The sequence below is a fragment of the Burkholderia sp. HI2761 genome (assembly GCF_002223355.1).
Taxonomy (GTDB): domain Bacteria; phylum Pseudomonadota; class Gammaproteobacteria; order Burkholderiales; family Burkholderiaceae; genus Burkholderia.
On sequence record NZ_NKFN01000007.1, the window covers coordinates 460,899 to 485,222 of the forward strand.

Here is a 24,324-nt window from a genome sequence, read left to right on the forward strand (position 1 = left end):
GATCGCGGGAAAGCAGAAAAGCGGAATTACGCGGCCTTGCGGAAAATCCGCAGGGTCTTGAAGTCGCCGACTTCGGCGAAATCGGCATGCGCGGCCCACTGCGCGATGATCGGCTCGGCCTTCCGGTAGGCCGACGATCCCTTGTAGAGCAGCAGGTGACCGTTGGGCGCGGTATGGCGCGCGAACAGGTCGAGCACCGCTTCATCGGTCTTCGCGCCGTAGCGGCTGTTCGCTTCGTCGCGGAACTCGCATAGATCAAACAGCGTGACGGCGTCGAACGTCGGCAGCAGGCCCGAATTGCTCGTGTAGATATCGCCGAAATACGCGAGGTAGGTCTTGCTCACCTCGGGCTGGCGCGTGACGAGATCGAAATACGACTTATATTCCTTCGGCGACGCCGTCACGCCGAAGACGGCGTTGTTCAGGTGCGGCCGCGCGCATTCGACACCGACATGGTGGTGGCCGCCGGTGCCGAAGTGATAGATGCGGATGCCCTTGAGGCGCACGGATTCCAGCCATTCGACGAAGTGCACGTCGCACGGACATTCCTGCGTGCGCAGGTCCCAATACTTCTTCCAGATATTCATTGCCATTTAGTGGGTCTCAAGGCGGTCACCCAGCGGGAGGGGTTATGTCGAACCGATTTCTGATAGACGGACAAGGTCGCGTCGACGAACGCGTCGAACGAGAATTCGCGCTTGCCTTTCAATCGCGCGCTGCGTCCCATCGCACGGACGCAGCCGGGTTCCCTCACGATCGTGCGCAGGATCGCTTCGATCGCCGCGGGCTCGCGCGGCGGGACGACCCAGCCGTCCACGCCGGGCTCGACGTTCTCGGGCAGGCCGCCTACCCGTGTGACGATCGCGGGACAGCCGAGCGACATCGCTTCGCGGCACGCATACGACAGGCTCTCGTGGTACGACAGCACGAACGACACGTCGATGATCGAGAACGGTGCCCGCACATCGTCGAGCCGTCCGGTGAACGCGGTGCGTGATGCCATGCCGTGCCGCACGAGCTGCTCGCGCTGCTCGCCGGACGGCTGCGCGCCGACCAGCAGCACGCGAAACCGCTCGCGCTCGGTTTCGGGCAGGCGGCCGAGCGCCGCGATCAGGTCCATCCAGCCTTTTTCCGGCGCGGTGCCGGCGCTGCTGCCGAGCACGATCGCATCCGCGCCGGCCGCTCCGAACAGCGCGATCTTGCGGCGGCGGATCTCGTCGCCCGCAAGTCGTTCGGCAGCCGGCCGGCGCACGCCGTGCTTGACCACCGTGACGTTTCCGTACGGCGAGCGCAGCGCGAGCATGCTCGCGACGTAGTCGCTGACCGCGATCGTATGGTCGGTGGCCAGCCGGGCGCGCAACTGGTTGCCGAAGCTGTCGGCGCGATAGGTGTTGTGCTTGGTCAGCACGACCGCGGGCCGATGCCGGCACCCGAGCAGCGCCAGCATCACCTGCCGGTGATCGGCGGACCCGTTCACGTGGATCACGTCGAAGCGCTCGGTGACGATCCGCTGACGCAGCCGCAGGATCTCCCGGCACAGCCGGTTCCAGCGCGGCTTGAATTCCATGTCGAAGATGCCCACGCCGGGGCTGTCCTGCAGCAGTCGCGACAGGCGGCTCCCTTGCGGCGACGCCACGGTCACTCGATGATGGCGGCTCATCGCGACGGCCAGATCGCGAACGTAGGTGTCCTGGCCGCCGCCATAATCGCCGTGGAAGTTGGTGTACAGAATGTTCATCACGATGCCGCTTTTTCTCCGTCCTTCATTTCAAAGGAATACTGATGAAGTGAAGGACTCGACCTGATGGAAGGGAAGCAATGACGCGAACGCGGTGCCGCGTTTCCGGCTCGAGATTGCGAGTTGCCGTCAAGACATGGCGTCAGCGCGAATCATTTCCAAATATTACAGACCGGTTACGTGCCGTAGTGTCGAGGTCTGCGCATCTTTGTGCGAATGTGTCGCGATCACTGGATCGTGTCGCCTCGTGCGTGACGATCTCCCGCGATCGTGACCGGTACGGCGGAACCGGATTTGATCCCGACTGGTCTCTTACCTGCAACGCGAAATTCCCCGGTATCCGGCCGCGCGGGGAACAGGCCGGACTGCGACACAGCCCCTTCGCGGCGACACCAGGACGCAAATCAACCGATGTCGCTTTCAGATTTGTAAGCCGGCGCACCATTTGCGTTAGAATGCCCCCCTGTCCGCCCTGGCGACCGCCGAAGCGGACAGGTCGCCCGCATGGCGACACGGGTTTCGATTCGCAGCCGGACGCGAATGATTGGCCAGCCGTTGGCAACACATGCTTTGTAATTTGGATCACTAATGAAAAAGAAGCACAACATTACCAAGTACATCGTTGTCGCGATGATTTTTGGTATCGCCGTGGGGTACGCCTGCCATAGCGCGTTTCCCGACCCGAAGATGGCGAAGGAGGTCGCCGGTTACGTGTCGCTGCTGTCCGACGTGTTCCTGCGCCTGATCAAGATGATCATCGCGCCGCTGGTATTCGCGACGCTGACCGTCGGCATCGCGCAGATGGGCGACGGCGGCGCGGTGGGTCGCGTGGGCGTGAAGGCGTTCGGCTGGTTCTTCATCGCGTCGTTCACGTCGCTGCTGCTCGGTCTGCTGACCGCGACGCTCCTGCAGCCGGGCAGCCACCTGAGCCTGCCGTTGCCGGCCGCCGATGCGGCGCTCAACCTGAAGACGGGCGCATTCACGCTGAAGGACTTCGTGGTGCATCTGGTGCCGAAGTCGATCGCCGAGGCGATGGCGAACAACGAAATCCTGCAGATCGTGGTGTTCTCGATCTTCTTCGGCACCGCGCTGTCGGCGCTGGGCGAAGCGGGCAAGCGCCTGACCGCCGTGATCGACGATCTCGCACAGGTCATGCTGAAGGTGACGGGCGCCGTGATGGGGTTCGCGCCGGTCGCGGTGTTCGCGGCGCTGGCGTCGACGATCACGACCGAAGGGCTCGGCATCCTGCTCACGTTCGCGAAGTTCATGGCGAGCTTCTATCTGGCGCTCGCGCTGCTGTGGGCCGTGCTGACGCTGGCCGGCGTGACGTTCCTCGGCAAGCGCGCGTTCACGCTGATCCGGCTGATTCGCGAGCCGTTCCTGCTGTCGTTCGCGACGGCCAGCTCCGAGGCCGCGTATCCGAAGCTGCTGGACGCGCTCGACCGCTTCGGCGTGAACCGCAAGATCTCGAGCTTCGTGCTGCCGATCGGCTATTCGTTCAACCTCGACGGCTCGATGATGTACTGCACGTTCGCGGTGCTGTTCATCGCGCAGGTGTACGGCATCCATCTGCCGCTCGGCACGCAGATCACGATGCTGCTGATGCTGATGGTGACGTCGAAGGGGATGGCGGGCGTGCCGCGCGCGTCGCTGGTCGTGATCGCGGCGACGCTCAACCAGTTCAACCTGCCCGAAGCCGGGTTGCTGCTGATCATGGGCGTCGACATGTTCCTCGACATGGGGCGCTCGGCCACCAACGCCGTCGGCAACTCGATCGCGGCGGCCGTGGTCGCGAAGTGGGAAGGGCAGCTCGGCGACCCGCGCGACGACGCGGATTCGGATGGCGACGCCGGGATCAAGCAGGTGGAAGTGCGGGAGACGGCGACGTCCGCGTGATGTCCTCGTCCTGGTAAATGATGTAACCCGGCCGGGATTCGACATGAATTCTGGCCGGCGCGATACGCTCCGCTGGTCATTCCCCTGACCGCATCCGGCGATTTACCCGATTCGCCGAATCAACTCTCCGTTATCTCCGCCTTTGCCCTATCGATACGTCGCACCCGAATCAGCGGCGTTATTCCCGAACGCTAAAAGCATGGTTTTCCTGATATCGAATCGTGCCGTAAGTGAACATTCACTGCTTCGGAGACACGCGCGTGCGCGGCCGGTCCGCAATTTTTTTCGATTTATATGAAGTTATGCTCGGCGTGGCCAAGTATCGAATGCGCGCCCGATGTAATACCGACCGGGCCGGATGATTCAGCGGAAGTATTTACGCGTGACCGATTTTCAAACCATCCGGCCGCCCCTTCATGTGAATGACGCCACCATTCAGGAGAGCATCCGCCATGGTCGCCCGACAACCGATTCAGGCCGTGCTGCTCGCCGCCGCGATTGCTACGATCGCGCCGGCCGGATACGCGGGCAATACCACCGACTGGATCGCCAATACCTACGGCACGCTCGCCGCCCACGTCGGTAACGTCGCGCGTTCGATGTGGGTCGCGCCCGAAGGTGTGATCTACACGGCGTCGATGTGGGACGAATATGAGGGCGGCGTCGCGATCTACCAGAACGGCAAGAGCGTCGGCTCGATCGGCACGCATTCCGAGTTCCAGGGCAGCGCGATCACGGGCAACGCGACGTCGCTGTTCGTCGCGCTGCAGCCCGGCAGCGGATACGGCAGCGGCGCGGTCGGGCGCTACAGCCGCGCGACCCATTACCGCGACAAACTCATCCAGGTCACGGCGGCGACCAACCAGCCGCGCATCGACGTCGTCACCGGGCTCGCGACGGCCGGCTCTTTACTCTATGCGAGCGACTTCTACGGCAATCGCGTGCGCGTGTTCACCACCGATGGCGTGTGGCAGCGGGACATCGGCGTGTCGGCGCCGGGCGAGCTCGCGGTGGACGGCGCAGGCAACGTGTGGGTCGCGCAGAAGAGTGCGGGCTCGATCGTCGGCTTCAGCCCGTCCGGCGCGCTGCTGAATACGATTCGGATGCCGGCCGGCTCGCACCCGTCGGCGCTGTATGTCGATGCGGCGGCCGGGCAACTGCTGGTGGGCGACGAAGGCCCCGACCAGAACATCAAGCGTTATTCGATATCGGGCCGGCCCGCGCTGGCCGGCACGTTCGGCGTCCGCGGCGGCTATCTCGACACGACGACGGGCATCAAGGGACAGGTCGGCCCGCAACGCTTCACGCGCATCGTCGGGATCGGCAAGGACACCGGCGGCAATCTCTATGTGCTCAACAACCCGTGGGGCGGGAGCTGGGACCTCGGCCGCAACGGCGCGACCGACATTCATGCGTACGGCAGCAGCGGCAACCTGCGCTGGACGCTGCAGTCGCTGAACTTCGAAGGCATCGCCGCGCCGGACCCGGTCACGGACGGCGCGCTGTTCTACGGCGGCACGCACGTCTACAGCGGCAGCGCGGGCGGCAAGTTCGTCGCGAACACCGTCGACCCGTTCGCGTATCCGTCGGACCCGCGCATCAACATGAGCGACACGCAGCGCGACGAACATTTCGGGTTGCTCACGTCGGTCGGCGCGAACCGGATCCTCGTCGCGGCCGGCCAGAATCCGCCGGTCTTCTACTTCTATCACTTCAACGCGGCGAACGGCTACATCGCGATTCCGGATGGATCGATCCCGGGCGCCGCGTTCAACACGACGCGGCGCGTGTCGGCCGGCTTCAGCCTCGACAGCCGGGGCGGCGTATGGGCCGGCCTCGACAAGACCGGCGCCATTTATCACTATCCGCTGACCGGTTTCGACGCGAGCGGCAAGCCGTCGTGGGGGCCGGGCGTGCCGACGCCGATTCCGGCGAGCATCCAGCCGCTCACGCGGATCGTCTATCTCGCGGACAGCGACACGATGGTGCTCGCGCAGGGCGCCGTCGGCAGCAACGACTGGACGTCGATCGGCACGCGCATCGAGGTGTATCACGGCTGGCTCGCGGGCAACACGACGAAACCGAATCCGGTGATCACGCTGCCGCACAGCGGCGCGAAATCGATCGACGCGGCCGGCAACCACCTGTTCGTCGGCTACTGGTTCAGCAGCAGCGGGCCGCTGTGGCCGAACATCGATGCGTTCAACCTCGACACCGGGAATCTCGACACGACGCTCGTCAACGCGAGCCCGGCGACCGTGGATACGAGCAGCGCGATCGATGCGATGTACAGCGTGCGCGCGTATCGGCGCACGAACGGCGAATACGTGGTGACGAAGAACAACGTGAAGGGGAACAGCATTACCGTGTATCGGTGGACGCCGTGACGGGGAAGCGTCGATCCCGGCGATGACAGTACGAAGGCTGTCATCGAAACGCCTTCGCTGTAACGATGTGTAATTGTCCGGTCCGCAATGGAACCGGTCACGTGCTTGACATTGGGCGGCGATGTAATGCCGGCACGTCGGCGCTCGCCGACGCAACGTATTTCGATCGATTGGCACAGGCTCCCGCCGCCGTGCGATACGGCCAGACGACGCCAGGATCATGCCGGATACGTCAGACGATACTCGCCCCCACTAGTACAGAGGATTCCTATGAGAAATGTCCAGGTCAAGCGCGCGCTCCGGCTCGGCGCCATCATGTCGGCCGTGCTGCTCGCATTGCAGGCATACGCGGACGGGTTCAACGCCGCCGATGCCGCCCGCGTGCCGAGCGGCCAGTACGTCACGCCGCTGGCCGTGCGCGGCGCGGTCCAGCAGTTCCTGAATCCCGGGTTGCCGGCCTATCCGCATTTCGTCGCGGGCGAGGCCGTGCGCTCGCAACTGAGCCCGGACGGCAAGACGCTGGCGATCATCACGGCCGGCCAGAACTCGCTGTACAAGCCGGACGGTTCGGTCGATACCGCCGCGTCGACGCAATTCATCTTCCTGTATGACGTCGCGGGCGCGAACAAGACGCGTCCGGTGCTCAAGCAAGTGCTCCAGCAGACCAACGCGTTCGTCGGCCTGGTGTTTTCGCACGACGGCAGCACGCTCTATGCGACCGGCGGCAGCGACGATGCGGTCTACGTGTATGCGCAGCACGGCGGCGCGTGGGCGCTGTCCACCACGATCGCGCTCGGTCACGGCGGCAAGGGCGTCGGCATCCGCGTGCAGCCGAACGCAGCCGGGCTCGCGCTGTCGGCCGACGGCAAGACGCTCGTCGTCGCGAACAACTACAACGATTCGATCAGCGTGATCGATACCGCGACGGGCAGCGTGCGCTACGAGCACGACTTGCGCCCGTTCTTCTCCGGCAACGAAGGCCGCAGCGGCGATGCGGGCGGCACGTTCCCGTTCGCGGTCGTCATGAAGGGCAACGGCGTCGCATACGTATCGTCGGATCGCGATCGTGAAATCGTCGCGGTCGACGTATCGTCGCCGTCGCATGGCCGCCTCGTGAAACGCATCAAGCTGGATGGCAACGCACTCGGCATGACGCTCGACGCGTCGCAGTCGATGCTGTTCGTCGCGGAGGACAACGCCGACCAGGTCGCGGTGATCGACACCAACAGCAACGCGGTCGTGAACCGGATCGATGCACGCGCGCCGGCCGGCGTGCTTGCGCACGGCCAGGCACATACGGGCGCGGCAACGTACGCGGTGACCCTGTCGCGCGACGGCCGCACGCTGTATGCGACCAACGCCGGCGCGAACGAAATCGCCGTCATTCCGCTCGTCGGCGAGCGCGCGTATCGTGTCACGGGCTTGATCCCGACCGCGTTCGAGCCGCACGACGTGACGTTCAGTGCCGACGGCACGTGGATGTACGTCGTGAACGGCAAGAGTACGACCGGCCCGAACCCGGATCACCTGTTCGGCGCAACAGCGGCGCAGGCAGCCGCGTCGCGCGCATCGAACGAATACCAGTTCCAGCTCGAGCGGGCGTCGCTCGTGAGCGCGCCGGTGCCGGCGGCCCGTGAACTGCCGATGCTCACGCAGCAGGCCGCGCGCAACAACTTCTATCGTCCGGAAGACAACGACCGCGACAACGAAGTGATGGGCTTTTTGCGCCGTCACATCAAGCACGTGATCTACGTCGTCAAGGAAAACCGCACGTTCGACCAGGTGCTCGGCGACATCGGCAACGGCGCCGACGGCGATCCGCGGCTGGCCCAGTTCGGCCGCAACATCACGCCGAACTTCCATCGTCTCGCGAGCCAGTTCGTGACGCTCGACAATTTCATGAACCCGGGCGACGGCAGCATGGACGGCTGGTCGTGGGCGCTGCAGGGGCGCGTCACCAACACGGAGACGATCACCCAGCAGATCAATTACGCGGCGGTCAATCGCGGCCTGTCGTACGAGAGCGAAGGCACCAACCGCAGCGTGCCGGTCAACTGGGACACGGTTCAGCAGCGCGACGCGGCGGCCGGCCCGGCCGGCACGACGAACTACAGCAACGCGGCGGCGGCCCTGCCGGGCGGCGCGGCGAACCTGCTGCCCGGCACCGGCAACCATGCGTCGTCCGATGCGCCGTTCGGCCGCCAGCGCGGCTATATCTTCGACGCGGTGCTGGCCGGCGGCGGCACCGTCCGCAACTACGGCTTCCTGGTGAACAACATCGGCAGCATCGGCACGGCCGCGAACCCGATCGTCGATCCGCACGCGGCCGGCGTCGTGCAGGCCGCCGCGCTCGACCCGCGGCTCGCGCCGATGACCGACGTGTACTTCCGCGGCTTCGACCAGACGTATCCGGATCAGTGGCGTCTCAACGAGTGGAAACGCGAGTTCGACCAGTACGTCGCGAGCGGCAACCTGCCGACGCTGTCGCTGGTGCGCCTGTCGCACGATCACATGGGCGCGTTCGGCACGGCGTTCGCCGGCGTGAATACGCCGGAAACGCAGCAGGCGGACAACGACCTGGCCGTCGGCCGGCTCGTCGAGGCCGTGGCGAAGAGCCCGTATGCGAACGACACGCTGATCGTCGTGACCGAGGACGACGTGCAGGATGGTCCCGATCACGTGGATTCGCACCGCGGGCCCGCGTACATCGTCGGGCCGTATGTGAAGCAGGGCGCGGTGATCCGTACGCGCTACAGCCAGGTCAATGCGCTGCGGACCATCGAGGACGTGCTCGGCACGCAGCACATGAACCTGAATACCGCGTACCAGCGGCCGATGACCGACGTGTTCGACGTGCATGGCCCTGCATCGTGGAGCTATACGGCCGTCGCGTCGACGGCGCTGAAGGGCACCGGGCTGCGCGTGGCCGAAGAGGCGGGCGAGAACCCGCTGCGATACGCGGCCGGCCCGGACGTCACGCCGACGCATGACGCCGCGTACTGGGCGAAGGTGACGGCGAAGTTCGACTTCGACGATGCCGACGAGGTACCGGCGGATCAGTTCAACCGCGTGTTGTGGAAGGGGATGATGGGCGCGCGGCCGTATCCGAAGCTGCGCGGTGTGACGCAGAAGGTCGCGAGCCGCGACGACGACTGATCGTTCGAGCGGGCGATGTGGAAGCGGGCCCTTCCGGCGGGAGGGCCCGTGTTTTTTGCGGCGCGGGTGGCAACCGCAGGTATCGCCGACCGCTGACGGGGCCGCGCAACGTCATGCGCTCCCTATCAGCGTCGCACTGCGTTCCGTTTCCGCCGCAAGCCGGAAGCCGTGCCGTTCGTAGAGCCGCCGTGCGGGATTGCCGTGCAGCACGCCGAGCGATACGGGTACGTGCTCGCGTGCGGCTTCGACCGGCAGGTCGCGCAGCACGGCTTCGCCGATGCCGTGCCCTTGCCGCGACGGGAGGATCTGAATCCCGAACCTCCCGACGCACGAACGCGGTTCCGTGCACAATGACAGCGACCCCCGCGGATGCTACGCGGGCGTGCCCGATGAACGGGCGCGGCTGCCTCCTGCCGCGTTTCTCATGCTCGAAGTGACAACCCGATGAAAATGAAAACGACACCGAACCGCCTGTTGACGATCGTCGCGCTGGCCGGCGCGCTGAGCGGCCCCGTCCACGCACAGACGGCCGCGACCGTCGCGACCGTCAACGGCACGCCGATCACGCAGACCGACGTCGATACGTTGCTGCGCGCGTCCGGGCAGCCCGATTCGCCGCAGATCCGCCAGGCGATCAAGAATCAGTTGATCACGCGCGTGCTGGTTCAGCAGGCGGCCGAGAAGGCGAACTACGCGGACAAGCCCGAGGTCAAGGCGGCGATGCAGCAGGCGAAGGTGACGGCCGAGGTGCAACTGTATCTGCGCGACAACGTGAAGCCGGAGCCGGTGACCGACGAGCAGGTCAAGGCGCGCTACGACGAACTCGTCGCCGCGCTCGGCAAGAACGAATACAAACCGCGCGTGATCGTCGTCAAGGATCCGGTCGCGGCGGCGACCGTGCTGAGCGAGCTGAAAGCGGGCAAGTCGTTCGACGGGCTCGCGCGCCAGTACAGCGTGGCGCCGAGCCGCGATACCGGCGGCGAGCTGCCGTGGGTGAGCTTCAACACGCCGGCGGCGGAAGGCAAGACGGCCGGGTTGCCGCTGCCCGTCGCGCAGGCACTCGAGAAACTGACGGTCGGCGCGGTGACGAAGGATTCGATTCCGGTCGATGGCGTGCGGGCGATCGTGAAGCTGGATGCGAAGCGGCCGACGCAGGTGCCGGCTTTCGAAACCGTGAAGCCGACGCTTCAGCAGCAGTTGCAGGCGATCGCGGCCGAGAAGGCGAGTGCGCAGATGATCGGCAATCTGCTGAAGGACGCGAAGATCACGCAGTAACGCGACGGCGACCAATCGCCGGGCGTCACGCGTGCCAGATCATGTTCGCGCTCGTGTCGGTGTCCGACACGACGCGAAAGCCGAGTCGCTCGTAGAGCCGCCGCGCGGGGTTGCCGTGCAGCACGCTGAGCGATACCGGTACGTGCTCGCGCGCCGCGTCGGTCAGCAGTGCGCGCAGCACGGCTTCGCCGATTCCCTGCCCCTGGCGCGCGGGGAGGATCTGGATCTGATGGACGTGCCATTCGCCGACGGCGCGCGTCGCCTTCAGCAGGCCGATGGCGTCGGCGCCTTCGCAGACGATCATCGCGTCGTCGAAGTTCGCGCGGATACGCCGGTCGTGCGCTTCATCGTCGGTCGGCGCGCCGACGCGCTGCAGGTGCTCGGTCATCGTGAGCTGACGGAGCGTCAGCAGGAACGGGAGATCTTCCTGAGACGCAGCACGCAGATGGATCGCGGGTTTCATGAGTGGTGAGCGGTTGCGTCGGGCGCGAGGCTTCGACGTGGATCACAGGCCCGGCAACGGAATCTGCAGGCCGGCCGGGCGATGTTCGAGGACATTCGTGACCTCGTACTCGGTTTTTGCGCCGTCCGAAGTTTGCCACTGCTGCATACGGACATTGCACAACAGCACGTCCCCCTTGCTGAAACTGATCTGGCTGTTGTTCACGCGCGACAGGAAGCCGGCATCGGTGATCGTCGCGTGAATCGTCGACGTGCCGTCGTACAGGCGCCACTTGTTGTCGTCCTTGAACGCGAGCGACACGATCGAGAACGCCATCTTGCGATGCTCGTCGAGCAGGAGCGCATCGGTTGGCTCCGGCGCGTGAAACCATGCGATCTCGTTGCGGGCGACCGTCTCGTACACCTCGGTATCGGTGCCGGCCGCGAAAATCTCGATGCCTTCGCGCGCGAGCGGCGCAAGCACTTGCGCGGTTGCATGGCGAACGCGGACGTCGCGCAGCAGCGTGAGCACGGGCAGGTCGATTTCGAGTGCGTCGCCGTCGACGTGCAGCACCGCGGTGTGGTCCTGCATCCTCACGTGCGTGATCTCGCGCCCGCGCAGCCATTTGAGGACCGCGAAAAGCCCGTTCTTTGCTCTGGGCGCGGCGATGCCGAGCGCGGTCAGGATCGTGACCGCATTGGCGAGCGCCGCGCCTTCGTTGCCGCTCCGCATGTCGCGCATGCGGCCGAGCAGCGAGGTCGCGAGCGTGAAGTCGATGCCGAAGCTGCCGGTCTTGAAGCTGCCGCGCACATTCACTTGCGGCCGAACCTGATCGCCGCACAACGCGCGCGTGGACGCGTCGAGCAAATCGCCGAAGGCGAGCAGCGCGGGCGCGAGTTCGCGTACGTCCATCTCGGACGATTCGAGCGCGGGCCCGTCGTACGTGACGCGAAATCGGCTCATCGCGTCGCAGGGGCCGATATCGGCCGGGCCGGTACTGATTCCATTTGCGGTCATGTGGCGTGCTGGCAGAAGAGGTGGACGATACCCGAAACGAACGCTTTCGGATGTCCTTCATGTTGCACGTGAATGACCGTCTGCGCGCGATTTTGGCCATCCGGACAAGACGACTTGCCGACGTGTCCCGGTAGCGCCCGGCAGGCAACGAACTTGTCTGATCGCGTCGATCCGGATGCGAATCCATGTCAGGTTCCGGCGACGTCGAGGTCGATTTCTACCCGTTTGTCGCGTGCCATCATGTTCTCCGACGGACAGGTCGCGACAGGTTCATTTCCCGCTCCGCACGAAGCATGACGGCGCGCGCTTCCGGCCGCCGCGCAATTCGCTCCCGGACCTCCGGCGCCGCGAGGCATGTGGCCACCGCTTCATACCCCGGCGCGCCCGGGCAAGGCGCCACGCGCGCGGGCGGGCTGTGATTGGCCGGGCACAACAGGATGGTTTCGTCGGGGCCGACCGCTGCCAGATCGAGGATCGCCGTCGAGCGCGTCAGCAGGAACAGCGGCCGCATGCCGGCGGCCGCACATTCGCGCAGATGCGCGATCAATGCCAACTGCGTGGCGCGGTCGAGGCCCTGCTCGATCATGTCGACGATCCGCACGCGCGGGCCTTCCGCTTCGAGGCTGACGAGCAGGGCGGTCAGCGCCGCCGACGGTGTCGCGCCCTTGCCGGCGAGCAGCGCCGACGTGCGGTCGACGCGCGACTTCAGTGCCGGATCGGCACGCAATGCAGCGGATGCCGCCGCACGATCGTCGTCCAGCCGATCGAGGCCCACGAACACGGCGCCGGGCAGTGCGTCGGCCAGCCGAAGCGCGAGCCGCGTCTTGCCGCTCCCCAGCGAACCGATGATGTAGTTCAACGGCCGGATATCGCGACACTCGAACCGTTCCCCGCCCCACGGCCACGGCAGGTCGAACGCGACGCCCGTGCTGCCAGGGTCGACCAGCCGCGTCAGTTCGCCGTCGGCCGGCATCCGGCCGCGCGCGAGGCCGGCGCGCATCGCACGCACGCCGTCGAGCTTGCTCACGAGCGCCTGAATTCCGTGATCGAGCGCGGCTTCGTGAGCGGCCAGCGCGGCATCGAGACCGCGCGCGTCGCCGTCGAGCACGCTCGCCACCTGCGCGAGACCGAGGCCGAGCTTGCGCAGCGCCGCGATGTCGGCGGCACGCGCGAGGTCTTCCGGGCCATACGCGCGGTACCCGGCCGGCGTGCGCGCCGGCGTGACGAGGCCGTGCCGCTCGTACAGCCGCAGCGCCTTGATCGAGACGCCGAGCCGCGCGGCGGCGGTCGATGCGTTCAAACGGGGTGTGTCCGTACCCATCCGTCACCTCTTTGCCGTCGATTCGTTGCGGTCAGCATAAAGGCGATCCCAAGGGCCGGGTCAAGCGCGATCGCGCTGGCGCTCAGTCGGCGGCCGCGAACTCGTCCCGCAGCGCGCGATACAACCGTCGATAGCGCGCGAGCCGCCCCGCCAGCAGATCGACCGACGCGGCATCGGGCGCGACCGTCTCCGTGACGGGTGGCGCGACACAGACTTCCGCCAGGGTGTCGCCCGTCGCCGCGAGGCGCGCAAGCCGCGCGGCACCGAGTGCTGCGCCGACCGCGCCGTCCGCATGCCGCTGCATCGCGAGCCCGGTCGCATTTGCGCACAGCCGCGCCCAGAACGCGCTCTTCGAGCCGCCGCCGATGAACGACACCGCGTCGAGCGCCGTGCCGGCCGCGCGCAGCGCGTCGTAGCCGTCGGCCATCGCGAACGCGACGCCCTCCATCACCGCATACGCGAGATCGTCGGCGTCGTGTTCGTTCGACAGCCCGAAGAACACGCCGCGCGCATGCGCGTCGTTGTGCGGCGTGCGCTCGCCGCCGAGATACGGCAGGAACAGCGGCGCGCGGGCCGGATCGGCGCGTTCGGCGCGCGCCGCCAGCGCGCCGGCGGTCGTGCCCTGCGCGCGCGCGAGCCAGTCGAGGCTCGCGGCCGCCGACAGGATCACGCTCATCTGGTGCCAGCGCCCTTCGACGCAGTGACAGAACGCGTGCACGGCGGCGTCCGGGTTCGGCGCGAAGCGATCGTTGCCGGCGAACAGCACGCCCGACGTGCCGAGCGACAGGAAGCCGCTGCCGGCGCCCGTGACGCCCATGCCGATCGCGGACGCCGCGTTGTCGCCGGCGCCGCCGGCGATCGTCACGGGCCCGGCGATGCCCCATTCGCGCCGCAGCGCGTCGCGCAACTGCGCGGCGGCCGCGTTGCCTTCGACGAGCCGTGGCATCTGCGCGCGCGACAGCTCGGTCGCGGCGAGCATCCTGTCGGACCAGTCGCGGCGCGCACAGTCGAGCCACAGCGTGCCCGACGCGTCGGACAGGTCGGACACGAATTCGCCGGACAGGCGCCAGATCAGGTAGTCCTTCGGCAGCAGCACCTTGTGCACCGCGCGAAACACGGCCGGCTCGTATTTCGCGAGCCACAGCAGCTTCGGCGCGGTGAAGCCGGGCATCGCCATGTTGCCGGTGATCGCGCGCGATTCCGGCACCAGCGCTTCGAGCTGGACACATTCGGTGCCGGCGCGCGTGTCGTTCCACAGGATCGCGGGGCGCAGCACCTGGTCCGCGCGATCGATCAGCGTCGCGCCGTGCATCTGGCCGGACAACGCGATGCCGCGCAGCGCGGCGAAGCCGGCCGGGTGCGCGGCGCGCACCGACGCGATCGCGTCGAGCATCGCGTGCCACCACGCCTGCGGGCTTTGTTCGGACCAGTGCGGATGCGGCCGGCTGATCGACAGCGTGGCCGAGCCGGTCGCAAGCGGGACCGATCGGGAATCGGTGAGGAGAACCTTGACCTCGGACGTGCCGAGATCGATGCCGAGATATGTCACGTATGAAGCGTCCTGTCTGGGGCGCGCGGCGGCGCGCGTCGCGGGGGCGGCGCGTCGTCGCGGCCGTGCGGTTCGTTGAGCCGGTGCAGCGCGCGGAACTTCGACGGCGGCACCTGCTTCATCGCGAGAAACTGACGGTTGAAGTTCGACAGGTTGTTGAAGCCAACCCGGTAGCAGATGTCGGTCACCGTCAGGTCGGAAAACATCAGCAGCTCGCAGGCCTCGTTGATGCGCAGCCGGTTCAGGTAGCGCACGAACGACGAGCCGGTGTGACGCCGGAAAAACCGCGTGAAGGTGCTGACGCTCATGCCGGCGAACGCGGCGACGTCGGCTTCGCGCAGCATGCCGGGCAGGTTCTGCTGCAGGTACGACAGCACCTGGTTGATGGTCGACGACATGTAGTGCTGCGCGTCGCTGCGGTAGCCGGGGCCCGCGAGCACGCGCCGCTCGCGGCACGACGACAGCCGGTCGAACAGCGACATCAGGATCTCGACGCGCCGGCAGCCGTGCGCGTTCGCGAGTTCGAGCATCAGCGGCGCGACCTCGATGCCCACGCGATCGGGAAACTGCACGCCGCGCGCCGCGTCGTCGATCAGGTCGATCACCGGCTGCAATTCGCTGAACGCACCGACCATCTTCTCGATCGCATCGCGCGAGAACTGCAGCACGACGTCGCGCGACGGCACGCGTTCGCCGCCGGCGAGCTCGCTGACCCAGTTGTGCGGCAGGTTCGGCCCGGTGACGATCAGGTTGCCCGGGCCGAAATCGCCGATGTGGTCGCCGACGAACACCTTGCCGCGCGACGCCTGGATCAGATGAATCTCGTACTCGGGATGGAAGTGCCACTTCGCGACCGAATGCGGATAGTCGTGGACCCACGCGCGAAACGATTCGTCGCGATGGGTGGGAACGATCTCGAGATCCGGGTTCATCGTGTGCTCCGTCGGGGCATGCCGGCGTGCTACGAACGGGACATCGACCAGCCCGTCGCGGCAGGCGGCGTGGCGCGCGTCGCGGCCGCCGGCGCCGCCGCGTGCGCGATCGGGTTCGCATCCGGCAGCGTGACGTTGCGCTCGGTGCCGGCGTCGAACAGATGCAGGGCTTCTTCGTCGAAGCGCAACGCTACCACGGCGCCCGGCGCCGGTGCCATCGGGGCCGGCACGAGTGCTGCGCACGGCTGGCCGCGCCAGTCCAGCGTGACGAGGGCCTCGGCGCCGAGCAGCTCGACGAGTTCGACCGTGCCGGTCAGTGTGAGCGCGCCCGGGGTCGGATCGCCTTCGGGGACGAGCCGCAGGTGGTTCGGGCGAATCGCGGCCTTCACCTGCTGGCCGTCCTGCAGCCGCGCGAAGCGTGAAGACGCGAGCGGCCAGCGCGCGCCGTTGCAGTCGAGCAGCACGTTCGTGCCGACGCGCTCGATCGTGCCGTCCGCGAAGTTCATCGCGGGCGTGCCGACGAACCCGGCCGCGAACACGGTATGCGGCTGGCCGTACAGCTCGGCCGGCGTGCCGATCTGCTCGATGTGGCCGCCGCGCATCAGCACGACGCGGTCGGCGAGCGTCATCGCTTCGAGCTGGTCGTGCGTGACGTACAGCGTGGTCGTCTTCAATTGCCGGTGCAGCCGCTTGATGTCGCCGCGCAACTGCGTGCGCAGCTTCGCGTCGAGATTCGACAACGGCTCGTCGAACAGGAACACGGCCGGCGTCTTGATCATTGCGCGCGCGATCGCCGCACGCTGCTGCTGGCCGCCCGACATCGCGCGCGGACGGCGGTCGAGCAGCGCGTCGAGGCTCAGGATGCGCGCGACGTCGCGCACGCGGCGGTCGATCTCGTCGGCCGGCACCTTCAGGCGCCGCAGACCGAACGCGATGTTGTCGTACACCGTCATGTGCGGATACAGCGCGTAGTTCTGGAACACCATCGCGACGTTGCGCTCGCGCGATGGCAGGTCGTTGACGACTGCGTCGCCGATCACGAGCTCGCCGCCGGTGATCGCCTCGAGGCCCGCGATCATCCGCAGCATCGTCGACTTGCCGCAGCCGGACGGGCCGAGCAGCACGATGAATTCGCCGTCGGCGATCTCGAGGTCGAGCGGATGCAGCACGGCGGGGCCGCCGTCGTAGTGCTTCGACAAAGCCTTGCAGGTGATCTGGGCCATCGCTCAATCCATTTCGATCTGAATCTTGACGTCGCGCGGCTGCCCGCTCGCCGCTTCCTCGAACGCGCGCACGCTTTCGGAGAACGGGAACGTGCGCGAGATGAACGGTTTCACGTCGATCGCACCGGACGCGATCAGCGCGAGCGCGCGCGGGAAGATGTTCGCGTAGCGGAACACCGATTCGATGCGGCCTTCCTTTGCCTGCAGCGCGACCACGTCGAGCGGCACCGGCGCGACCGGCATCCCGATCAGCACCGCGCAGCCGCCCGGGCACATCAGGTCGACGAGGCCCGCATACGCGTTCGCGCTGCCGCTTGCCTCGAACACGACGTCCGCGCCCCAGCCGCCGGATGCGTCGGCCACCGCGTCGGCCAGCGGCTGCGTGCGCACGTCGACGGTCGTGACGGCTCGATTGGCGGCGAACAGCGCGAGCTTGTCCGGCACGACGTCGGCGAGGATCACGCGCGCGGCGCCGCCGGCCAGTGCGGCGAGGGCCGTCATCGCCCCGATCGTGCCGGCGCCGATCACGACCGCGAGGTCGCCCGGTTTCATCGCCGCCTTCTTCGCGGCCTGCAGGCCGATCGACAGCGGCTCGACGATCGCGCCTTCGGCGAACGACACGTTGTCGGGCAGCCGGTACGTGAACGCGGCCGGATGCACGACGAACGGCGTCAGGCAGCCGTGGATCGGCGGCGTCGCCCAGAAGCGCACGTCGGGATCGAGGTTGTAGAGCCCGCGCAGCGTCGCGGGCGAATCGAGGCGTGGCACGCCGGGCTCCATGCACACGCGGTCGCCGACGCGCAGGTGCGTGACGCCGGCCCCGGTCTCGACGACGGTGCCGGACGCTTCGTGACCGAGCACCATCGGCGCATCGACGCGGAACGGGCCGATGCCGCCGTGAACGTAGTAATGCACGTCGCTGCCGCAGACGCCGACCGTATGGACTTTGATCCGGACGTCGCCGGGGCCGACCGCTTGCGGCAGGTCGATGTCGCGCAGCGCGAGCTCGCGCGTGCGTTCGAGTACGAGGGCTTTCAACGTGTTCTCCTTATTTTCCCTTGACCATCGAATTGAGCAGCCGGCTCAGCATGCCGACGAATACGAGCGGCGGCAGCGCGAGCAGCACCGTCGACGCATTGATCACGCCCCACGGCACTTCCTGGCCGAGCGAGGTGAACGCGGACGCGACCACCGGCAGCGTCGCGCTGCGCGACGACGTGAGCGCGAGCGCGATCATCAGTTCGTTCCACACCAGCACGAAGCTGAACACGATGCCGCCGAGCAGCGTGCTCGCGCACACCGGCATCGCGATATGCCAGAACACCGCGTACGGGCCGTAGCCGTCGAGCGCGGCGGCTTCCTCGATCTCGCGCGGCAGCCGGCGAAATACGGGAATCGACAGCCACGTGATGGTCGACAGCGTGACGAGCAGGTACGTGACGATCATCGACAACTTGGTGTCGTACAGCCCGAGATCGACCCAGATCGCGATCAGCGGCAGCGCGACCGCGACGGGCGGCAGGAAGCGCAGCGACAGCAGGAAGAACTGGATGTCGCGCTTGCCGCGCACCGGGTAGCGCGCGATCGCATACGCGGCCGGCACGCCGAGCACCGCGCCGATCAGCACGGCCGCGCCGACGATCGCGATGCTGTTGCCGAGCCCGATCAGGACTTCGGGGCTCGACAGCACCTGTTCGTAGTTCGCGAGCGTCGGCGTGAAGAAAAAGCGCGGCGTCGGCGTGACGATGTCGAGCAGGTGCTTGAGCGAATTGAGCACGGCCCAGAACAGCGGGAACGCGGCGACGACCAGGATCGCGCCGGCGATCGCGACGGTGGACACGGTGGCGGCACGCCCGCGGAGGGCCATTCGGCGAGCCATCAGTCGTCCCATTTGTTGACCCTCTTCCAGATGAGCGTGAAGACGAGCGTGGTCGCGACCATCATCAGCACGGCCATGCCCGACGCATACGACACCTTGCCGGCGAGGCCGATGCCTTGCTGGTACGCGTAGAGATCGAGCGTTTCGGTCGCGATGCCGGGGCCGCCCTTGGTCATCACGTAGATCAGGTCGAACGAGCGCAGCGACTCGACCATCTTGATGAACACGAGGCTCACGAGCGGCGCCTTCAGCATCGGCAGCGCGATGTACGCGTGCACCTGCCACGTCGTCGCGTAGTCGAGCCGCGCGGCTTCGAGCGGCTCGGGCGGCAGCGTCTCCAGCAGCTTCAGGATCACGACCGCGAAGAAGAGGCCCCACTGCCACACGTCGACGAGCGCGACCGCGTACAGCGCGAGATGCGGATCGGCGAGGAACGCGGTGTGCTCGACGCCGAGCGTGCCGAGCAGCCAGCTCAGGATCCCGGTGAGCGGTGCGTACATGAACTTCCAGATGAACGCGGCCGACACGCGCGGCAGCAGCACCGGCATGATCAGCAGCAGCGACGCGAAGCGGCGCCAGCGACCGTGCACGCGCTCGAACAGGAACACCGCGAGCGCGATGCCGACCAGCACCGCGCCGGCGACCGTGACGACTTCCCACAGCACCGACACCTCGATCGCGTTCAGGAAGCGCCGGTCCGACGCAAGCCGGACGAAGTTGCGCAGGCCGACGTATTCGCTGTCCGGGTAGCGCAGCACGCGGTTGCGCAACGCGAGGTTGATCGCGGCGATCGTCGGGACGAGGCTCAGGACCGCGAGCAGCGCGAGCGTCGGCGCGAGGAACACCCACGGCAGGCTCGTGCGGTCGCGGCGCGCGCGGCCGCGCCGGGCCGAAGGCGGGGAAGGGGCCGGGCGGACGCCGAGCGTGCGTCCGCCGGCGCCGTCATTTGCGAGCGCCATGTTCGAGCGCGTCCTTCGCGTACTGGTCCGCGTCGTCGAGCGTGCCGCGGATATCCGTCTGCGTGCCGGTGAACACCTGTTCGAGCGCGATGCCGAGGTTGTCGCCGATATCCGGCCACTGCGGCGTGCGCCAGATCGTCACCTGCGTGACGGGGTTGGTGTCGTTCAGCCCGGCCTGGATCTGCGGCGCGACGTGCTGCTTGAAGTACGGGCTGGCGATCGTGCTCGAGCGGTTGTAGTCGCTGAACACGCCGTTGCGCAGCCGCGCCTGTTCCTGATCCTTGCTGGTTGCCCATGCGATGAAGCGGCCGGCGGCCATCCGCGTGCAGTCGTCCTTCGCGCCGACCGCCGAGATCGCGAAGCCGTGGCCGTACGCGGCCGACGGCAGCGGCGCGGGCGGCCGCGTGTAGCCGACCTTGCCGGCCACGCTCGACTTGCTCGTGTCCTCCATCCAGTCCGCGAACGGCGTCGATTCGATCATGAACGCGACCTTGCCGGAGCGGAACGCTTCGAGCGCGTTGCTCCAGTCGTAGGTCGTCGAGCCGGGCGGCGCGTACTTGAACAGGTCGCTGTACAGCTGCGTGGCCTTCACCGCGCCCGGCGAATTGAACGCGGGCTGGCCACCCTTGTCGGTCCATGCGCCGCCCATGCCGAGCATGAACGGCGACCAGCGCCACACGTTCATCCCCGAGCCGCGCTGGCCGCGCGCGACCCAGCCGTACAGCTTCGGCGGCGCATTGAGCTTCTTGATCGCGGCGACGAGCTGGTCGAGCGTCTTCGGCACCGGGATGTGCGCGGCGTCGAGCAGGTCGCGGCGGTAGAACAGGAAGTCGCCGCCGCCGATCAGCGGCGCGAAGTACGCGACACCGTTGTAGCTCGCGACCGCACGGCGGCCGGGCAGGAAGTCGTCGTAGTCGTATTCCTTCGGGTAGTACTTGAGGAGCGGCACGATCCAGTTGGCTGACGCGAATTCGGCGACGTTCGCCTCGTCGACGTAGTAGATCTGGTAAGAGCCCGCGCCGGTCGACGCGTCGAGCCGCGATTTCGCGCGGCGGTCGTTTTCGCCGAAATAGCTGATCTCGACCTTCGTGCCGCTCTTCTTCTCGTAGTCGGCCAGCGATTTCTCCATCACCGACAGGCCGAGGCTCTTCTGCGCGAGCACCCGAAGGGTCGGCACCTTGCAGGTTTGCGCGGCCGCGACGCCCGGCAGACAGGCGCCGAGCAGCACGCCGGCTGCGACGATTCGCATCTTGTTCACCCGTGTCTCCTTGATTCTGCTTGTTCGAATGCCGCCGATGACGGCAGGAACAATGGTGTGACGCGGGCGACGCCATCACCACATCAAAAGAGTTGGGGAACCGATACTTTTTGCTCACGGTTGGTCGTGCGGTGCACAAAATGTGGTGGGCGCTGTGGGACCAAATCCCCGTGTACAGCACACCAGATTAGGTTCTTCGGCCGACTTCCTGGTTCTCGCGTTATGCTGTATATACATACAGTACCCCAATCTTCCAGGACTTGGCGGGTAACAAATTTAGGTTTTTTCTTCCGTGTTCTTCGCTTTCGTCATAAACTTCGTCAGTTGGAAGATTGCGAGAATCTCCTGAATTTTGCTGTGAAAATCGGATAAGTGTGGTATGAGCGACGAAATTGACGATATTGAAAGGGATTTCGCTACTTTGGCGAGGCTTGCCGCGGCACAGTCCTACGAGGATGTGCGGTTGCTATTGGCCCGACTGGTGCGGAAGTACCGGCAGCGCAACCCTGATTTGGCAGCGGTACTCGATCAGAGCCTGAAGGCGACGCAAACGCGTAGCTCCGGCAGTTCAGTGTTGCGCCGGGACGCGTCGCCACTTGATGCCCCGCTGCCAATCGACAGGGATTCCCGTCTTGCGTTGATAAAGGAGTTCGATGATCGGGCGGGGCTTGAGGCCCCATTGCTTTCGGACTCGCTCAAGCGTCAGATCGAGGCCGTTGTTCTGGAGCGGCAGGAGCGCGAGAAATTGCTCGCGCGAGGAATTGCACCGACGCGCTCGGCCATCCTCGTTGGCAAGCCAGGCCTAGGTAAAACACTCTCTGCACGGTGGATAGCTAGTCAGTTGGGTAAGCCCCTATGGGTGCTGGATTTGACGGCAGTGATGAGCAGCCTATTGGGGAAAACCGGAAACAACCTGAGGGCGGCGCTCGACTATGCGAAGGCGAATTCCGCGATTCTTCTTCTGGACGAAATTGACGCGATTGCAAAGAGGCGTAGTGACGAATCCGACATTGGCGAGTTGAAGCGCCTTGTCACTGTGATCCTCCAGGAGGTAGATCAGTGGCCGGATACAGGGTTGCTGCTGGCCGCGACGAATCATCCCGAGCTGGTAGACCCCGCTTTGTGGCGACGGTTCGACGCAGTTTTGGAGTTCTCGGCCCCGGACGCGACAGCGACTGCCGCAGCGGTACGCCGCTTCCTTGGTCAGGACATCGAGGCGCTTGCTCCATGGGTAGATACCTTGGCATCTGGCCTGCAAGGAAAATCACTGTCGGATGTTGAGCGTGCTGTCACGTCACTTCGGCGTGGGCATGCATTGCTCCACGCGCCGATCGAAGTCCTTGTGGCACAAATTGTTGGCACCAATATTGAGGCCCAGCCCAGAACACAGCGGCTGCAATTGGCCATCCAAATGGCCAAGGACGGTCAACACTCGTATCAAGAGATCAGTAAACTGACCGGTGTGGCTCGAGACACGATTCGTAAGCATGCCGGACCATCGAGACGGCAAGGACGGGGGCTGAAGTAATGGTTGCAAGATATCTGATCGGTAAAGGCGAACTACTGACGTATCCTATTGACGCCCCAAAGAAGAATCCAGGCGATAAGGTTCATCCGTACACGTTGGAAGAGGCTAAGCGGGCGCTTTTGCCGCAGATTGACGCTACGAACGAAGCGTTCGCGAAATTGCCCGTCGCTGCTTGCCCTGATGAAGTGGCAGTAGCCTTGGTCACGCTCCATCCTGCATACATCGCAAAGTCTTATTTTCCGAGGCATCTACTTCAAGCGACGGGCCTCCAGCATCTGGGTAGCCGTACTCAGCGCGTGCGGCCGAGAAAGAAGGCTTCCACGAAAGCCCCACCCGAGGCTGATACCACGCAGCTTTTCGTTGCCGGGACGCGGTCAGCTCTTCGAAACCTTGGTGCGTATGCTCAACAGCTTGAGCCCGAGACTCGCGAGGGGATGGAGTTTGCTCAGATCGAGAGCATCGCTCCGATGAACCCAGTAGATCGCATCCGCCTCGGTTCGACTGCTGGGAAGCAAGTTTTTGAAGTCGGCCTGCATGTCCCATCCGATGAAGATCCCGCCCGATTACGTGCTCTGTTTGCCAAGTACGCGCGGACATGTGGTTTTGTCGTTAATCCTGCGTTCGACTTTCAAGCCGGCCAGCTATTGTTTCTGCCAGTCGAAGGGCAGCAAGAATACTTGGAGCAGCTCGCACTCTTCACGCTCATGCGAGTTATTCGTGAGATGCCTCGACTACGCGCTGCGAGACCACTAACGCGGAGTACTCCGGTTGCCGTGTCGTTTGACCTTCCCTCCGGCGAGCCTCTGTCCAGAGAACCAAGAGTGGCGGTTCTGGATGGTGGCCTACCCAATGTTCATGTTCTCGGCGACTACGTGCGGCGTTACTTCCTCTCGGATGAAGGTGCGGAAGATGTAGAGCCGTATTTAGCGCACGGACTCGGAGTGACCTCAGCGCTCTTGTTCGGCCCAATTGAGCCCGGTGGGCAAGCACATCGTCCCTATGCGGCGGTTGATCACCATCGGGTTCTCGACGCCAAATCTGATGAAGAAGATCCGTACGAGTTGTACCGCACGCTTGGCCATGTTGAGACTGTACTGCTTTCGCGGTCTTACCAGTTTGTGAATCTCAGTCTTGGTCCTGATCTCTGCGTTGAGGATAGTGACGTTCACGCCTGGACCGCAGTTATTGACGACATTCTCAGCGATGGTGAGACATTGATGAGCGTAGCAATCGGCAATAACGGGGAAAACGACGCCGAGGCTGGTTTGAATCGGATCCAGGTACCTGCTGACAGTGTCAATGCCTTGTCGGTAGGTGCAGTTAATCGAACCACCAGTGATTGGAGAAAATCCAGCTACAGCGCTGTAGGTCCAGGCCGCAGCCCAGGGCGGAGAAAGCCGGATTTGGTTGCATTCGGGGGATCACCGCACGAGTACTTTCACGTCGTTGCGCCGGGTAACCGGCGCGACTTGGTCGCGACTCTTGGGACAAGTTTCGCTGCCCCCTTTGCATTGCGCACCGCTGTTGGCATTAGCGCGATTCTTGGAAGCGCGGTCGCTCCATTGACCATCAAGGCTTTGATGATCCATGGGTGTGAAACTCAAGCGGGAGAGCGAGTTGACGCAGTGGGGTGGGGAATGGTGCCCATCGATCTGAATACGTTGATCACCTGTGGTGATGGCGTTGCACGCATTATTTACCAAGGGGAATTGCGCCCAGGAAAGTTTTTGCGTGCTCCAGTACCCCGCCCCTGACGCCGTTGGA

Annotated in this window: 18 protein-coding genes and 1 pseudogene; 6 read left to right on the plus strand and 13 right to left on the minus strand. The window is 65.6% G+C overall.

Annotation, left to right across the window (positions count from 1 at the left end; all coding sequences use genetic code 11):
- Positions 1-26 precede the first annotated feature (26 nt).
- Complete coding sequence (locus CFB46_RS19650; protein ID WP_089500928.1) at positions 27-587, minus strand: hypothetical protein; 561 nt, start codon at positions 585-587, stop codon at positions 27-29.
- Positions 584-1,738 (minus strand): glycosyltransferase, encoded by a 1,155-nt coding sequence (locus CFB46_RS19655; RefSeq protein ID WP_089500929.1) that lies wholly within the window; start codon positions 1,736-1,738, stop codon positions 584-586. Before CFB46_RS19655 ends, CFB46_RS19650 begins: the two co-directional genes overlap by 4 nt.
- Positions 1,739-2,326: 588 nt before the next feature.
- On the opposite strand from CFB46_RS19655, the gene CFB46_RS19660 reads away from it, so the two are divergent.
- The 3 genes from CFB46_RS19660 to CFB46_RS19670 all read left to right on the plus strand — a co-directional run bounded on the left by CFB46_RS19660 (position 2,327) and on the right by CFB46_RS19670 (position 9,177).
- Positions 2,327-3,634: a dicarboxylate/amino acid:cation symporter gene (locus CFB46_RS19660; RefSeq protein ID WP_089500930.1), complete on the plus strand. Its 1,308-nt coding sequence runs from the start codon at positions 2,327-2,329 to the stop codon at positions 3,632-3,634.
- Between the two features lie 452 nt (positions 3,635-4,086).
- A complete protein-coding gene (locus CFB46_RS19665) occupies positions 4,087-6,021 on the plus strand; it encodes an SMP-30/gluconolactonase/LRE family protein (RefSeq protein ID WP_089500931.1) in 1,935 nt (644 codons plus the stop codon).
- Positions 6,022-6,291: 270 nt separating this feature from the next.
- Positions 6,292-9,177: a beta-propeller fold lactonase family protein gene (locus CFB46_RS19670; protein ID WP_089500932.1), complete on the plus strand. Its 2,886-nt coding sequence runs from the start codon at positions 6,292-6,294 to the stop codon at positions 9,175-9,177.
- Positions 9,178-9,288: 111 nt separating this feature from the next.
- On the opposite strand, the pseudogene CFB46_RS19675 reads toward CFB46_RS19670, so the two are convergent.
- Positions 9,289-9,489 (minus strand): annotated as a pseudogene (locus CFB46_RS19675) (GNAT family N-acetyltransferase); the annotation flags it as partial.
- A 132-nt stretch (positions 9,490-9,621) separates the two neighbouring features.
- Between CFB46_RS19675 and CFB46_RS19680 the strand changes: the two are divergent.
- Entirely contained in the window at positions 9,622-10,452 is an 831-nt protein-coding gene (locus CFB46_RS19680) for a peptidylprolyl isomerase (protein WP_089500934.1), read from the plus strand.
- A 25-nt stretch (positions 10,453-10,477) separates the two neighbouring features.
- Here CFB46_RS19680 and CFB46_RS19685 read toward each other — a convergent pair whose 3' ends face one another.
- From CFB46_RS19685 to CFB46_RS19730, 10 genes are all read right to left on the minus strand, one after another.
- On the minus strand, positions 10,478-10,915 hold the full coding sequence (locus CFB46_RS19685) for a GNAT family N-acetyltransferase (protein ID WP_089500935.1): 438 nt from the start codon (positions 10,913-10,915) through the stop codon (positions 10,478-10,480).
- 42 nt (positions 10,916-10,957) lie between these two features.
- Positions 10,958-11,911 carry a hypothetical protein gene (locus tag CFB46_RS19690; protein WP_089500936.1) on the minus strand — a complete coding sequence of 318 codons (954 nt, stop codon included), beginning with the start codon at positions 11,909-11,911 and terminating at the stop codon, positions 10,958-10,960.
- Between the two features lie 238 nt (positions 11,912-12,149).
- Positions 12,150-13,232 (minus strand): MerR family transcriptional regulator, encoded by a 1,083-nt coding sequence (locus tag CFB46_RS19695; protein WP_089500937.1) that lies wholly within the window; start codon positions 13,230-13,232, stop codon positions 12,150-12,152.
- 82 nt (positions 13,233-13,314) lie between these two features.
- Positions 13,315-14,781: a xylulokinase gene (gene xylB / locus CFB46_RS19700; protein ID WP_089500938.1), complete on the minus strand. Its 1,467-nt coding sequence runs from the start codon at positions 14,779-14,781 to the stop codon at positions 13,315-13,317.
- Complete coding sequence (locus CFB46_RS19705) at positions 14,778-15,713, minus strand: AraC family transcriptional regulator (protein WP_089500939.1); 936 nt, start codon at positions 15,711-15,713, stop codon at positions 14,778-14,780. The genes xylB and CFB46_RS19705 overlap by 4 nt, the downstream gene beginning before the upstream one ends.
- A gap of 29 nt (positions 15,714-15,742) precedes the next feature.
- The gene (locus tag CFB46_RS19710; RefSeq protein ID WP_089500940.1) at positions 15,743-16,936 is read right to left on the minus strand and encodes an ABC transporter ATP-binding protein; all 1,194 of its coding nucleotides are present in this window, start codon (positions 16,934-16,936) and stop codon (positions 15,743-15,745) included.
- A 3-nt stretch (positions 16,937-16,939) separates the two neighbouring features.
- Entirely contained in the window at positions 16,940-17,974 is a 1,035-nt protein-coding gene (locus tag CFB46_RS19715; protein WP_089500941.1) for an NAD(P)-dependent alcohol dehydrogenase, read from the minus strand.
- A 10-nt stretch (positions 17,975-17,984) separates the two neighbouring features.
- The gene (locus CFB46_RS19720; protein ID WP_089500942.1) at positions 17,985-18,827 is read right to left on the minus strand and encodes a carbohydrate ABC transporter permease; all 843 of its coding nucleotides are present in this window, start codon (positions 18,825-18,827) and stop codon (positions 17,985-17,987) included.
- The gene (locus CFB46_RS19725) at positions 18,815-19,774 is read right to left on the minus strand and encodes a carbohydrate ABC transporter permease (RefSeq protein WP_227789588.1); all 960 of its coding nucleotides are present in this window, start codon (positions 19,772-19,774) and stop codon (positions 18,815-18,817) included. The genes CFB46_RS19720 and CFB46_RS19725 overlap by 13 nt, the downstream gene beginning before the upstream one ends.
- On the minus strand, positions 19,758-21,023 hold the full coding sequence (locus CFB46_RS19730) for an ABC transporter substrate-binding protein (RefSeq protein ID WP_152777610.1): 1,266 nt from the start codon (positions 21,021-21,023) through the stop codon (positions 19,758-19,760). The genes CFB46_RS19725 and CFB46_RS19730 overlap by 17 nt, the downstream gene beginning before the upstream one ends.
- A gap of 388 nt (positions 21,024-21,411) precedes the next feature.
- Here CFB46_RS19730 and CFB46_RS19735 point away from each other — a divergent pair, with 388 nt between their 5' ends.
- Together CFB46_RS19735 and CFB46_RS36475 are read left to right on the plus strand one after the other, a co-directional pair.
- Positions 21,412-22,560, plus strand: coding sequence for an AAA family ATPase (locus tag CFB46_RS19735; RefSeq protein ID WP_089500944.1), 1,149 nt, complete (start codon positions 21,412-21,414; stop codon positions 22,558-22,560).
- A 434-nt stretch (positions 22,561-22,994) separates the two neighbouring features.
- Positions 22,995-24,314 carry a S8 family peptidase gene (locus CFB46_RS36475; protein ID WP_227789587.1) on the plus strand — a complete coding sequence of 440 codons (1,320 nt, stop codon included), beginning with the start codon at positions 22,995-22,997 and terminating at the stop codon, positions 24,312-24,314.
- Positions 24,315-24,324 lie beyond the last annotated feature (10 nt).